The 13,043-nt window shown below is 69.2% G+C and carries 15 protein-coding genes; 7 read left to right on the forward strand and 8 right to left on the reverse strand.

Annotation, left to right across the window (positions count from 1 at the left end; all coding sequences use genetic code 11):
• Positions 1-15: 15 nt before the first annotated feature.
• Genes ACTHL4_RS14585 through ACTHL4_RS14610 form a run of 6 tightly spaced genes read right to left on the reverse strand, consistent with a single transcriptional unit; the run spans position 16 to position 3,936 of the window.
• The gene (locus tag ACTHL4_RS14585) at positions 16-507 is read right to left on the reverse strand and encodes a hypothetical protein (protein ID WP_440283487.1); all 492 of its coding nucleotides are present in this window, start codon (positions 505-507) and stop codon (positions 16-18) included.
• Between the two features lies 1 nt (position 508).
• Positions 509-1,489 carry a hypothetical protein gene (locus ACTHL4_RS14590; protein WP_440283488.1) on the reverse strand — a complete coding sequence of 327 codons (981 nt, stop codon included), beginning with the start codon at positions 1,487-1,489 and terminating at the stop codon, positions 509-511.
• Positions 1,489-1,932 (reverse strand): SRPBCC family protein, encoded by a 444-nt coding sequence (locus ACTHL4_RS14595; RefSeq protein WP_440283489.1) that lies wholly within the window; start codon positions 1,930-1,932, stop codon positions 1,489-1,491. The genes ACTHL4_RS14590 and ACTHL4_RS14595 overlap by 1 nt, the downstream gene beginning before the upstream one ends.
• Before the next feature lie 10 nt (positions 1,933-1,942).
• On the reverse strand, positions 1,943-2,791 hold the full coding sequence (locus tag ACTHL4_RS14600) for a hypothetical protein (RefSeq protein WP_440283490.1): 849 nt from the start codon (positions 2,789-2,791) through the stop codon (positions 1,943-1,945).
• On the reverse strand, positions 2,788-3,006 hold the full coding sequence (locus ACTHL4_RS14605; RefSeq protein ID WP_440283491.1) for a hypothetical protein: 219 nt from the start codon (positions 3,004-3,006) through the stop codon (positions 2,788-2,790). The genes ACTHL4_RS14600 and ACTHL4_RS14605 overlap by 4 nt, the downstream gene beginning before the upstream one ends.
• Before the next feature lie 60 nt (positions 3,007-3,066).
• Positions 3,067-3,936: a LysR family transcriptional regulator ArgP gene (locus ACTHL4_RS14610; RefSeq protein ID WP_440283492.1), complete on the reverse strand. Its 870-nt coding sequence runs from the start codon at positions 3,934-3,936 to the stop codon at positions 3,067-3,069.
• A gap of 72 nt (positions 3,937-4,008) precedes the next feature.
• Between ACTHL4_RS14610 and ACTHL4_RS14615 the strand changes: the two genes are divergently transcribed.
• Genes ACTHL4_RS14615 through ACTHL4_RS14625 form a run of 3 tightly spaced genes read left to right on the forward strand, consistent with a single transcriptional unit; the run spans position 4,009 to position 6,727 of the window.
• Positions 4,009-4,602 (forward strand): LysE/ArgO family amino acid transporter, encoded by a 594-nt coding sequence (locus ACTHL4_RS14615; protein WP_440283493.1) that lies wholly within the window; start codon positions 4,009-4,011, stop codon positions 4,600-4,602.
• A gap of 51 nt (positions 4,603-4,653) precedes the next feature.
• Positions 4,654-6,417, forward strand: coding sequence for a DEDD exonuclease domain-containing protein (locus tag ACTHL4_RS14620; RefSeq protein ID WP_440283494.1), 1,764 nt, complete (start codon positions 4,654-4,656; stop codon positions 6,415-6,417).
• Positions 6,418-6,445: 28 nt separating this feature from the next.
• On the forward strand, positions 6,446-6,727 hold the full coding sequence (locus ACTHL4_RS14625) for an Lrp/AsnC family transcriptional regulator (RefSeq protein ID WP_440283495.1): 282 nt from the start codon (positions 6,446-6,448) through the stop codon (positions 6,725-6,727).
• Here the strand turns inward: ACTHL4_RS14625 and trpD are convergent.
• Both trpD and ACTHL4_RS14635 read right to left on the reverse strand, forming a co-directional pair.
• Entirely contained in the window at positions 6,724-7,794 is a 1,071-nt protein-coding gene (gene trpD / locus ACTHL4_RS14630; protein ID WP_440283496.1) for an anthranilate phosphoribosyltransferase, read from the reverse strand. The two genes, ACTHL4_RS14625 and trpD, sit on opposite strands and share 4 nt — an antisense overlap.
• Positions 7,795-7,808: 14 nt before the next feature.
• Positions 7,809-8,249: a hypothetical protein gene (locus tag ACTHL4_RS14635; RefSeq protein WP_440283497.1), complete on the reverse strand. Its 441-nt coding sequence runs from the start codon at positions 8,247-8,249 to the stop codon at positions 7,809-7,811.
• Positions 8,250-8,497: 248 nt separating this feature from the next.
• On the opposite strand from ACTHL4_RS14635, the gene ctaE reads away from it, so the two are divergent.
• The 4 genes from ctaE to qcrB are packed head-to-tail and all read left to right on the forward strand — an operon-like array spanning position 8,498 to position 12,957.
• Complete coding sequence (ctaE, locus tag ACTHL4_RS14640; RefSeq protein WP_440283498.1) at positions 8,498-9,160, forward strand: aa3-type cytochrome oxidase subunit III; 663 nt, start codon at positions 8,498-8,500, stop codon at positions 9,158-9,160.
• 58 nt (positions 9,161-9,218) lie between these two features.
• Complete coding sequence (gene qcrC, locus ACTHL4_RS14645; protein WP_440283499.1) at positions 9,219-9,998, forward strand: cytochrome bc1 complex diheme cytochrome c subunit; 780 nt, start codon at positions 9,219-9,221, stop codon at positions 9,996-9,998.
• Positions 9,998-11,155: a cytochrome bc1 complex Rieske iron-sulfur subunit gene (gene qcrA / locus ACTHL4_RS14650; protein WP_440283500.1), complete on the forward strand. Its 1,158-nt coding sequence runs from the start codon at positions 9,998-10,000 to the stop codon at positions 11,153-11,155. Before qcrC ends, qcrA begins: the two co-directional genes overlap by 1 nt.
• A complete protein-coding gene (gene qcrB, locus ACTHL4_RS14655; protein WP_440283501.1) occupies positions 11,155-12,957 on the forward strand; it encodes a cytochrome bc1 complex cytochrome b subunit in 1,803 nt (600 codons plus the stop codon). Before qcrA ends, qcrB begins: the two co-directional genes overlap by 1 nt.
• Positions 12,958-13,043 lie beyond the last annotated feature (86 nt).

The raw sequence follows: 13,043 nt of genomic DNA on the forward strand, positions 1-13,043 counted from the left end.
TACCTCGCCCGCACCTCAGTCGTCCTCTCCCCCGGTCACCGGCACGTCCATCCCTTCGTCACGATCACCAGCCGCGGGTCCGGTGGTGTCGGTGGCGCGGCCCTCCCGGGCGGCGGTGCGCAAGCCACCCGCGACCATCCCGAGCAGGTCGGCCACCCGGTCCAGCAGGTCCGGTTGGACGGCCTGCACCAGTCCGGCGAGTCGGCACACCGGGCACATCCGGCACACCGCCTCGACGGCCGGGGCGTGCGCACAGTCACAGCCGGGTGCGGCGGTGTGGTGGTCGGCGCTGGCGGAGGCGGCGCTCGACGCCTGCCCAGCAGCGTCGCCGGGATCTCGGTCCGCGGCCGTCGCGTCGTACGACGCCCTCGCATCGGTGGCCCGATGGGTGTTCTGCGCCCAGGTCGCGAACGCTTCGGCGAGCCGCATCGCCTCGTCCGCGACCGATGCCGGCCCCGGTTGCCCATTGCGGGCGCCGGAGGTGTCAGCGGGTTCGTCGGGTGTCACGTCAGGCTCCTGCTCGGATCGGACTGAATGCGACGTCCAGCATGCCGTCCCGCAGTCGGGCGCTCGACGGGTGGCACCGCTGCAACGCGGACGGCAGCTCGAGGACCGACCGGTGCCCGCACGCGGACAGAGTCAGGCTGTGGCCGGCCCACCGCAGCCTGAGTTGTCGAAAATCATGCAACGGCAACAGCATTCGCAGTTGGTATCCCTCGGTCGAGTGTTCGGGCTCGATGCGCACCGGGAGGCCGGTGTCGGTCCACAGCGTGGGCGGCGACGCGTCGGCGCGCAGGCGCGGCACGCCGGGCAGCAGTGCGTCGTCGACGTCGTCGCCGAGGCCGACCACCCCACGCAGGTGCACGCCGCTGAGCGCGATACCGACTCCGAGCCGCGCCGTCTTGGCGGCTTCCCCCGCGACCAGCAGCGCACCGCCGGACGCGCCGCAGACCGCGTGGCGTAGGGCGCGCGACCGTCGGGCCGCCTCCTGCAGGTGGGTGAGCAGCACGGCATGCGGTCTGGCCACCCCGATCGCGGACAGCACCGGCCGGCCGCCGCGCAGCCACGCCGGCACGAGCCGGGACATGCGCAACAGGGTGCCCGGAAGCGTTCGGGCCAGCCGCGCGAGTTCCGGGCCACGCGTGCCGCTGTCGACGATGACCGTGTGGTCGGCGCCGTGGTCCAGCGGCAGGGACCACAGCAACTGCAGGGTCGACGCGGTGAGGGTCTGGCGCAACGGATCGAGGAGTTCCGCGGCGGCGCCGAGGGAGTCCCACACGGCCGATAGGGCGTGCCGGTCGGCTTCCTGGTGCTCCGGCCCCCGCACCACCGATGCCTGCCGGCACCGCGCGCCGGCACCGTCGTACGGATCGTCGTCCAGCACGGTGACCGCGCGGCCGTCGGCGGCGAGCCGGTCGGCCAACGCGGCCGCCACGGTCGACGCGCCTGCTCCGCCCGGTCCCGCGACCAGCAGAACGCGTGGGGCCATCAGCCTTCGACGCGCTTCTTCAAGCCCTTCAAGGCGGTGTCGATGATGGTCTTCTCCGCCTTGCGGCGGATCATCCCGATGACCGGGATGCTCAGGTCGACGGTGAGTTCGTAGGTGACGTCCGTCGTGTCGCCCGCCCCGGTCAGCCGGTAGACGCCGTCCAGCGACTTCAGGATGCTCGACTTGACCAGCTGCCAGGAGACGACGCCGGTGCCGTCCTCTGCGACATCCCAGGTGTAGGCCAGCACGTAGGTGTCCTTGATGACCCCGGCATCGAGGGTCAACTGCACCTGCTCCGGCCACCCCTGCTCGTCCTCGCGGAGCACCTCGGCCTGTTTGATCTGGCCGGTCCATTCGGGGTAGCTGTCGAAGTCGGCGATCACGTCGAGCACCTCCGCGGGCGCGGCCTGGATCGTCACGGAGGACCTGGTGCTGTCAGCCATGCCGGGGAGCCTACCTGCCGGCACGCAGGAAGGTCTGGAACGGAGACCGCAGCGAGCCGACGCTCACCCCGAAGGCCGCCACGAACTCCTGCCGGCCGCCGGTGTGCGCCGACCGCACGAAGGTGGTGAACCGGGGCAGTCCGAAACGGTCCACCAGGAAGGCACACCAGGCGTAGGCCTGCTGGTATGCCGCCTGCGGTGCGGCGTCGAAGTCGGCCTCCGATGGCGGCCCGACGGGGACCCGCCCCGCCCGCACCGCCTTCGTCAGCTGGGGCGTCAGCCGGGACACCGACAGCCCGGTGTCGTGGTAGGCGGTGAACTCGGCCGCCCCCTCCACGATCCAGCGGGCCAGTCCCGGACGATTCTCCTGGTGCAGGGTGACGTGGGTGAACTCGTGGGTCAGCACCACGATCCGGCCCTGCTCGGTCACCCGGTTGAACAGCGCCGGCGCGAGGACGACACGGCTGTCCGGCGTCGTCGTCGCCGCGATCTGCGCGCCCGACTGGGCGGAGCCGCCCCGCGTCCGGAAACCCGAGTCGTCGGCGGGCACCTCCACCAGCAGCGGGCCCGGCAGCGCGCCCGCGCCCCAGACTTTCCGCACCCGATCGACCGCCGTGGTCGCGTCACGGGCGACGGACTGCAGCCGCGGTGTCGGCACATCGCCGGTCACCACGAGGCGTCCGGCACGGACCGTGCGGGTCGCGGCGGCGGCACGACCGGCCGACCCGGCCGACCGGGCTGACCCGGCTGACCCGGGTGATGCCGTCGAGCCACAGCCGGTCACGAGCGCGCCGACCAACGCCGACGCGGCCGCACATACCGTGCGCCGCGAGATCGCCCGCCGGCCCGCCGTCGTCACCCGGTCGACCGTAGTGGCCTCCAGGGTTCGATCCGCGCAGTGGCGGTCATCGCTTCGTGTGCCGTGATCAGCCCGGCCGACGCCAGGGTGTCGACCGCTCGTCGCTCGTCACTGTCCAGGCGTTGCTCCAGCGGTGCGAGCTGCAGCAGCGCGGTCACCATGCACTCCGCGCAGTGCCGCTCACGCACCGGGCAGGTCTCGCAATCGATCCGCATGTCTTCACCTCTTCGCTCGTGGCCGATGGATCAACCGTTGACCTCGACGCTAGGACCGACCTATGACAACCCCCTCCGTGCCGCTTCCCCGACCAGTGTGGTGAGCCGGCCGAGCCGCTCGGTCGGCAGCCGCCAGGACTGCCAGTACAACGGCACGTCCGCGCGATGGCCGCGGACCACCGGCACCAGCCGTCCGTCGTCGACGTGCCCGGCGGCCTGGGCGACCGGCACCATGCCCCAGCCGAGGCCCGCCGCCACCGCGGCCACGAACGACTCCGAGGACGGGACCTCGTGCAAGGCGCCGGTCGGGCGCACGTCATACGACCGCAACAACGTCTCCTGCAAGTCGTCCCGGTCGTTGAAACGGACCCGCGGCATCGCGGCCAGGTCCACCGTGCGCCCGCGCCGATGCCGCTCGCGCAGCTCGGGCGTGCACAACGGCAGGTATCGCATGAAGCCCAGCCGGCTGACCGAACATCCCTGGACCGCAACAGGATCGGAGGTGATGGCGGCCACCACGGCGCCGGAACGCAACAACGCCGCACTGTGCGCCTGATCCTCCACACGCAGGCGCAGCGCGACGTCCGGCCAACGAGCCACCGTCTCGAGCACCACTGCGAACCAGGTCGCCAACGAATCGGCGTTGACCGCGACGGCCAGCGGTTCGCCACCGTCGCCGGCCAGGCCCAGCTCCGCGAGCGCCTCGCTCTCCAGCGCCGCCCGCTGACGGCCCAGCCGCAGCAGAACCTCACCGGCCGCAGTCGGCCGCACCGGCGAACTGCGTTGCACCACCACGGCGCCCACCGCGACCTCGAGCGCACGGATCCGCTGGCTGACGGCCGATGGTGTGATCCGCAGCCGGCGCGCGGCGGCCTCGAACGTCCCCTCGTCGGCCACCGCCACCAACGTGTGCAGCTGATCGTCCTGCATGAAGCGATACTAATGGTCGGTGAGAAACATTCGCTGGTCTGAATATCGGGGGCTGCCTAGAGTGACCGCGTCATGTTGAGTGCCTTCGCCACCGGGCTGTTCACCGGCCTGTCCCTCATCGTCGCGATCGGCGCACAGAACGCCTTCGTGTTGCGCCAGGGTCTGGCCCGGGAACACATCGGCACCGTGATCCTGATCTGCATCGCGGGCGACGTCCTGCTGATCAACGCCGGGGTCGCCGGGGTCGGGGTCGTCGTGCAGAGTCACCCGACCGTGCTGACCGTGTGCCGGTGGCTCGGCGCGGCATACCTGGTGTGGTTCGGGATCCGCTCCCTGCTCGCCGCTCGCCACCCGTCCGCGCTGGAGAACGGCACACCGGTGGCCCGGCGGTCCGTCGCAGCCGTAGCCCTCACGATCACTTTCCTCAACCCGCACGTCTACCTGGACACGGTGCTGATGCTCGGCAACATCGCGAACCAGCAGGGGTCGGCCGGCCGCTGGTGGTTCGCCGTGGGTGCCTGCCTCGGCAGCGTCGCGTGGTTCACCACCATCGGGTACGGCGCTCGGTTCGCTGCACGCTGGATGCGGCGACCGCAGACGTGGCGGGTGCTGGATCTACTGGTCGGCGTCACCATGCTGACCGTCGCGCTGCTGCTGACGGGTTGACGGCGGCGCGCCGGACCACGTCTGTCACACCTGCGCCATACCTTCGTCCGTATGACCTCGCCGGCCCCGATCCAGTCGACCTTCGACGACCTCGGCACATCGCTTGCCGACGTCACGTTCGTCGTGCTGGACCTGGAGACCACTGGCGGCAGCGCCACCGAGTGCCAGATCACCGAGATCGGCGCCGTCAAGGTGCGCGGCGGGCAGCAGCTCGGCGAGTTCCAGACCCTCGTCAACCCGGGCGAGCCCATCCCCGCCTTCATCTCGGTGCTGACCGGCATCACCGACCCCATGGTGGCCTCGGCTCCGCACATCGGCTCCGCGCTACCGGCCTTCCTCGAATTCATCGGCGATGCGGTGCTCGTGGCGCACAACGCCCGGTTCGACATCACCTTCCTGAAGGTCAACTGCGAACGCCTGGGCCTGCCCTGGCCGGGCAACACCGTGCTCGACACCGTGCACCTGGCCCGGCAGTTGGTGACCCGCGACGAAGCACCCAACCACAAGCTGTCCTCGCTCGCTCGGGTCTTCAGCACCCGGGTCACCCCCGACCACCGGGCGTTGCACGACGCGCAGGCGACCGTCGACGTGCTGCACGGGCTCATCGAACGGGTGGGCAATCTCGGCGTGCACACGCTGGAGGAGTTGCGGTCCTACACCTCACGGGTGACGCCCGACCAGCGCCGCAAGCGCTTTCTGGCGGACGCCCTGCCTTCGGCGCCGGGGGTCTACGTCTTCAAGGACGAGCGCGGCCAGCCGCTCTACATCGGCACCTCGATCGACATCAAGCGCCGGGTCCGCACCTACTTCACCGCCAGTGAGCACCGTAGCCGGATGGCAGAGATGGTGCGGCTGGCCACCTCGGTGACACCCATCGTGTGCCACACCACCCTGGAGGCGCAGGTTCGCGAGCTGCGCCTGATCGCCGAGCACAAGCCTCGGTACAACCGTCGCTCCCGTCATCCCGAGCGGGCGATGTGGCTGAAGCTGACCCCTGAACTCTTCCCCCGGCTCTCGATCGTGCGCGCGGTGCGCGACGACGGCGGCACCTACGCCGGCCCGTTCACCTCGCGGGCCGCCGCCGAGCAGGCGGTGGCCGCGGTGCACGAGGTCGTGCCGCTGCGTCAGTGCACCAGCCGGTTGTCCCGCAGAGGCACCGGATCGGCATGCGCACTGGCCGAGATGGGGCGATGCGGCGCCCCCTGCGACGGCCGGCAGTCCCCCGACGAATACGCGCAGATCGCGCTGCGCGTCGCCAGGGCACTCGACGGTGACGGCCACCACGTGCTCGATGCTCTCGATGATCGGTTGCGCACGCTCGCCGCGGACCAGCGATTCGAAGACGCTGCAGTGGTCCGTGACCGGATGCTCGCGTTGGTCCGCGCCGCCGCCCGTGCCCAACGTATGACGCCGTTGGCCACCAGCGCGGAGCTGATCGCCGCCGCGCCGACGCCGGTCGGCGGGTGGGAGTTCACCTGCGTGCGTTACGGCCGCTTCGCCGGCGCCACGGTGTGCCCACCGCGCACCGACCCGCGCAGCTACATCGCGGCACTGCGCGAGAGCGCCGAGCACGTCCGGCGGCCTGATGCACCGGTTCCGGCCGCGACGCACGAGGAGACCGAGAAGATCCTGCGGTGGCTGGAACAGCCCGGCGTCCGGATCGTCGACATCGACGGCACGTGGGTGTGCCCGGTGGGCGGCGCGGCGCGGGCCGAGGCGTCGCTGGACGTGACGATCGACCAGGCCGACGCCCTCGGTTTCGAGGACTCCACCGCGTTGCGCCGACGGACCCGGCCACAGCGTGCGACCGCGTGAGATGTGCCCGTGACATTAAGCTGAGGGCATGATTTCTGCGATCGTGATGATCAAGGCCGACGTCCACCGCATCCCCGAAGTGGCGCAGGAGATCTCCGAGATCGACGGCATCGCCGAGGTCTACAGCGTGACCGGCGACGTGGACCTGATCGCGGTCGCGAAGGTCGCCCGGCACGAGGATTTCGCCGACGTCATCGCCGACCGGCTCAACAAGGTCGAGGGGGTGCGGGACTCACAGACGCACATCGCGTTCCGCACCTACTCCAACAGCGACCTCGGCGCGGCCTTCGCCATCGGACTGGACGACTAGGCCCGGCGGGCAGCCTCGGTGGCCGCCGCCCACCGATCCACCACGGCGGTTGCCGCGCCCGAGTCGATCGACTCGGCCGCCCGCGCGATCCCTGCATCGAGGGCCGCGCCGAGATCGTCATACGGCCCGAACCGCCCGGTGGCCTCCCCGCTGCCGACGACGGCGAGCGCCAGTCCCGCGTTGAGCAGGACCGCGTCGCGCACCGGGCCGAGCGTGCCGGCGAAGAGTGCGCGCGCGACCTCGGCGTTGCGCGCGGCGTCGCCACCGCGCAGCGCTTCGATGCCGACCAGTTGCACGCCGTGGTCCCGCGGGTCGATCGTGTGAGTGCTCACCCGGCCGTCGGCCACCCAGCGCACCGTCGACGTCGTCGTCACCGTCACTTCGTCCAGACCGTCGTCGCCCCGGGAGACCGCAGCGTTGCGCCCGCGTTCGGCGAACACGCCGGCCATCAACGGCACGATCCGGGGGTCGGCCGCACCGATCGACGCGAACTGCGGCGCCGCGGGATTGGTGAGCGGGCCGAGCACGTTGAACGCCGTGCGAATGCCGAGCTCGCTGCGGGTCGGCGCGGTGAAACGGAACGACGGATGGAAGGTCTGCGCGAAGCAGAAGGTGATCCCGGCCGCTCGTGCGACGGACGCCACCTGCGCCGCCGTCAGGTCCAGTCGGATGCCCAGCGCCTCGAGCACCTCGGCCGCGCCGGATTTCGAGGACGCGGCACGGTTGCCGTGCTTGACCAACGTCACGCCGGCACCGGCGCAGACGATCGCGGACATGGTCGAGATGTTGACAGTGTGCGCGCCGTCGCCGCCGGTGCCGACGATGTCCAGGGTCGTGCCGGGGACCGTGATCGGCACCGCGTGCCGGATCATCTCGTCGGCCAGGCCGCGCAACTCGTCGACGGTCTCGCCCTTGGCCCGCAGCGCCACCAGGAAACCGGCGATCTGCGAACCGGTCGCCTCGCCGGACATGATCTTGTCCATCGCCCACCCCGCCTGCGGGGCGGTGAGATCCTGCCCGTCCAGCAGGGTGTTGAGCAGCGCCGGCCAGCTGAACTCCGCTGCCATCTCGGCGCGGTCGATCAGGAAGCGACCCCGCGACGCACCAGGTCGGCGATGGCCGATCCGATCGTCAGCGGGTCGACCGGGTGCGGCACGGCGGCGTCGCACTGCGACCAGACCGCCAGCCAGCCGTCGGACGGACGGCCGGTCAGCACCAGGACCGGCGGACACTCGAAGATTTCGTTCTTCAGCTGCCGACACAGCCCCAGGCCGCCGAGCTTGGCCGCCTCACCGTCGAGGATGAGCAGGTCGTAGTGCTCCTTGTCGACGGCGTCGACCACGGCCGCAGGAGTCGCGCACTCACGCCAGCTGGTGATCTCCACGTCCTTGGCCGGACGACGACCGACGCCCAGCCGGACTGCGTCTCGGGTGGCGATGTCGTCGCTGTAGAGCAGGACGGTCAGCTCGTGCACGCCACCGGATGTCTTGCCTGCCGGGACCACTGCGGAGGATGCGCTCATGCCAGTTCCCTCCTCCGTCGGGTACTGCCATTCGCCTGCACCGTCGGTCGCTCGCTGCGCTCGCTCATGGCACCCGATGCTACTGGCCCGGTCGGGCACGAACGACAGCAGCCGGGCGTTCCACCACACGACACCGCCCGTATGACGGCACCTTTTGCCCGCTCATGGCGCGATTCGAGCAGAAACGCTGCTACGAAAAGGAACTCGTCAGGGGGTCGCTCGCGCATGCCTGCCCCGATGGGGCCATAATGGCGGACGTGGCGACCGCAACGACGGCTCATACGAGCGATTCCCCGATCCCGGCAGGTCATGGACCTGTCAGTCGACCCAATCTGACGGCAGTCGGCACCATGGTGTGGCTGGCCAGCGAGTTGATGTTCTTCGCGGGACTGTTCGCGATGTACTTCACGATCCGCTCCGTGGCCGGGCCGCTGTGGACCGAGCGCACCAGTCACCTCGAGGTCGGCTTCGCCTTCGGCAACACCCTGATCCTGGTGATCTCCTCGATCTGGTGCCAGTTCGGCGTCTTCAAGGCCGAGGCCGGCAAGCCGCACCGCGACGGCAAGTTGTGGCAGCTGGGCAGCTGGGGCATGCGCGAGTGGTACGTCCTGGCGTTCCTCTTCGGCGCCATCTTCGTCTCCGGGCAGGTGCTCGAATACTCCAACATGTTCGGTGAGGGCATCTCGCTGAACTCCGACGCCTACGGCTCGATGTTCTACCTGACCACCGGCTTCCACGCGCTGCACGTCACCGGCGGCCTGATGGCCTTCCTGATGATCATCGGCCGCACGTTCACCGCGAAGAAATTCACGCATCACCAGGTGACCGGCTCGATCGTCGTGTCCTACTACTGGCACTTCGTCGACGTCGTCTGGATCGCACTGTTCGCCACGATCTACCTGCTCCAGTGACGGGCGGCTGCCTGAAGATGTCGACCACCCATTCCCCCAACGACGACAGGACGACTTCGTGAGTTCACTCGTTGCCCGCCGCCGGCACCCGGCAGCGATCGTGATCGTGTTGCTTCTCGGTCTCATCATCACCGGTGGCCTCTACTCCGCGTTCGCTCCCAAGAACGCCGACGCCGCGTCCAGCACCACGCAGGCCGCTGCCGCCGGACACAAGCTCTTCTTGACCAACTGCGCCAGCTGCCACGGCCTGGACGGTGCCGGTGGCGACGGTGGTCCCTCCCTGGTCGGGGTGGGCGCTGCGGCCGTCGACTTCCAGGTCGGCACCGGCCGTATGCCGCTCGCCGCCCCCGGAGTGCAGGCGGAGCGGCACGGCACCCAGTTCAGCCAGCAGGAGACGTCCGACCTGGCGGCATACGTCGCATCGCTCGGCGACGGTCCGGCAGTTCCCGCCGCCAGCCTCACCAACGGCGGCGGCGACATCGCCAAGGGTGGCGAGCTCTTCCGCGTCAACTGCGCGATGTGCCACAACTTCGCCGGCTCCGGCGGTGCGCTGACCCGCGGCAAGTACGCGCCGAACCTGATGGACGTCTCGGGCAAGCACATCTACGAGGCGATGCTGACCGGCCCGCAGTCGATGCCGGTCTTCAACGACACCAACCTGTCACCGCAGGACAAGAAGGACATCATCTCGTTCCTGCAGAACGTCAAGACGGAGTCGAGCCCCGGCGGCTGGAGCCTGGGCAACCTGGGTCCGGTGCCCGAGGGTCTGTTCGCCTGGACCATCGGCATCGGCATGTTGATCCTGATCGCCGTCTGGCTCGGTAAGAAGGCTGCCTGATGACTGACGACAACGAAGCTTCGCTGCCCGCCTCCGGCTCGCCGGACCACGCGGTGAGCCACGAAATTTCCGGCCGCACGGTCGACACCCGCGCCGGCCGCCACGCGCTGCCGGACCGGTTCGAGAACCCGGGCCTGCCGCCGCACGTGCACCGCCTCGGCGACCACGACGAGGCGGCCGCGCGCCGCAGTGAACGTCAGGTCGCCACACTCTTCGGCCTGTCCATGCTGGCCACCGTCCTGTTCGTCGTCGCCTACGCGATCATCGGCGAGGACGAGAACATCACCCTGCCGATCCTGGGCAAGGTGCACGCGCTGCACGTCGCGCTCGGCGTGACGCTCGCGGTGTCGCTGCTCGGCATCGGCCTGGGCGCGATCCACTGGGCCAAGACGCTGATGTCCGACGAGGAGGTCATCGAGGAGCGTCATACGCTGCGGTCGGACGACGAAGCACGCGCCGGCGCCATCGCCGTCCTCAATGACGGCGCGGAGTCCTCCCAGATCAACCGGCGCCCGCTCATCAAGTACAGCCTGGGTGGTGCACTCGGCCTGTTCGCCGTGCCGCTCGGCCTGCAGCTGATCGGCGGCCTGGGACCGTTCAAGGGCGACGTCGAGGACCTGCGCACCACGCTGTGGGACACCGAGGTGCCGGTGCTCGGTCCCGACGGCAAGCCGGAGATGAAGAACGGCAAGCCGGTCACCCGCCCCCGTCGCCTGATGCGTGACCCCGACGGGACCGCCATCCGACTGTCCGACGTGACGCTGGGTTCGGTCTTCCACGTGCTGCCCGAGGGCATCAACGACACCGAGCACCCGATCAACGAGAAGGTCAAGGCGTCGGTCATCCTCATCTCGCTGCAGGAGGACCGGATCAAAGTCGCCCGTGAGCGTGACTGGGGCATCAACGGCGTTGTCGCCTACTCGAAGATCTGCACGCACGTCGGCTGCCCGGTCGGTCTCTACGAGCAGACCACCCACCACCTGTTGTGCCCGTGTCACCAGTCGACGTTCGACCTGACCAACGACTGCCACGTCATCTTCGGCCCGGCGAAGCGACCGCTTCCCCAGTTGAAGATTGCAGTGGACGATGAGGGATACCTCTACGCGCCGCACGGCTTCGACGAGCCGGTCGGCCCGAGCTTCTGGGAGCGTGGCTGATGAGCGCCGACCGAGTGAGTGAACAGGACAGGGCCCGCAGCACCGCTGACGCGTTGCGCGCGGACGACACGACGACCGCACCCTCCGGTGGTGGCGGTCCGGTCGGCGCCGTCGCCAACTGGATGGACGAGCGCACCGGCGCCGCCAAGGGCGTGCGCTACCTGATGAAGAAGGTCTTCCCCGACCACTGGTCCTTCATGCTGGGCGAGATCGCGATGTATTCGCTGATCATCCTGCTGATCAGCGGCACGTTCCTGACCTTCTGGTTCGTGCCGAGCATGGGCGAGACCGTCTACCAAGGCCCCTACGTCCCGCTCAAGGGCGTCGAGATGAGCCAGGCGTTCGCCTCCACCGTGCACATCTCGCTGGACGTCAAGGGCGGTCTGTTGATCCGGCAGATCCACCACTGGTCCGCGCTGATTTTCGTGGTCTCGATCGCCCTGCACATGTTCCGCGTGTTCTTCACCGGCGCGTTCCGCAAGCCGCGTGAGATCAACTGGATCATCGGCCTCTTGCTGGCCATGCTTGCCATGGTCGAGGGCTTCATCGGCTACTCGCTGCCGGACGACCTGCTATCCGGCACCGGCATCCGCGCGATGCAGGGCTTCATCCTGTCGATCCCGGTCGTCGGCACCTACATCAGCTACATCCTCTTCGGCGGTGGTTTCCCCGGCGAGGACATCATTCCGCGGTTCTTCACCATCCACGTCCTGCTGTTGCCGGCCATCCTGGTGGGGCTGTTCACCGCGCACATCATCCTGGTGATGGTGCACAAGCACACCCAGTACCCCGGCCCGGGACGCACCAACAAGAACGTCGTCGGCTTCCCGATGATGCCGGTCTACGCGGCCAAGGCCGGTGGCTTCTTCTTCGTCGTCTTCGGTGTCACCACGCTGATCGCCGGCCTGGTCTCGATCAACCCGATCTGGATGTACGGCCCCTACGCGCCGACGATGGTCACCGCCGGCTCGCAGCCGGACTGGTACATGGGGTTCGCCGACGGCGCGCTCCGATTGTTGCCCGGATTCCTGGAGTTCGATCTCTTCGGCAAGACCTGGAGCTTCAACATCATGATCGGCGCGATCCTGATGATTCCGATCCTGTGGACGATCATGGGTCTCTATCCGTTCGTGGAGAAGTGGGTCACCGGCGACAACGAGGAGCATCACCTCCTCGACCGGCCGCGCAACCGACCGACCCGCACCGGCCTGGGTATGGCTGCGATCACCTTCTACGGCATCCTGTTCGCCGCCTGCGGCAACGACATCATCGCGATCAAGTTCCACCTGTCGATCGACGACATCACCCGCACCTTCCAAGTGGGGCTGATCGTCGCGCCGGTCATCGTCTTCTGGGTCGTCAAGCGGCTGTGTCTGTCACTGCAGCGCGCCGACCGTGACCTGGTGTTGCACGGCCGCGAAAGTGGGCGCCTGGTCCGCACTGCGAAGGGCCGGTTCTTCGAGGCCCACGAGTCGCTGGACGACTTCCAGCGGTGGCCGTTGGTCGCCTTCGACTCCCCCGCCCCGGTGGAGCTGACCTCCGAGACCGACAGCCACGGTGTCGCTCGTAAGAGCGCGCGCAAGGATCGCCTGCGCGCTCGGTTGACGCACTACTACTTCAAGGACCGGGTGGAGCCGGTGACTCCGATGGAACTCGCGGCAGCCCACCACGACGGGCATGCGACCGAGGAGATCGAATCGCGCCCCGACGAGGCCGAATCGGGCCACATGCACGGAGGTGCCGAGGAGATCGGGGCGGCCCACGCCTACGGTCACCCGACACCGCACGACAAACAGGACTGAGTCGGCAGACTCATCCCGCGCAACGGCCGCGCTCACCGACCTCGGTGAGCGCGGCCGTGGCGCGTTCGGCGACGGTGGTTACTCTG

Origin of the sequence: Flexivirga sp. (assembly GCF_051955415.1) — a bacterium.
Classification (GTDB): domain Bacteria; phylum Actinomycetota; class Actinomycetes; order Actinomycetales; family Dermatophilaceae; genus Flexivirga.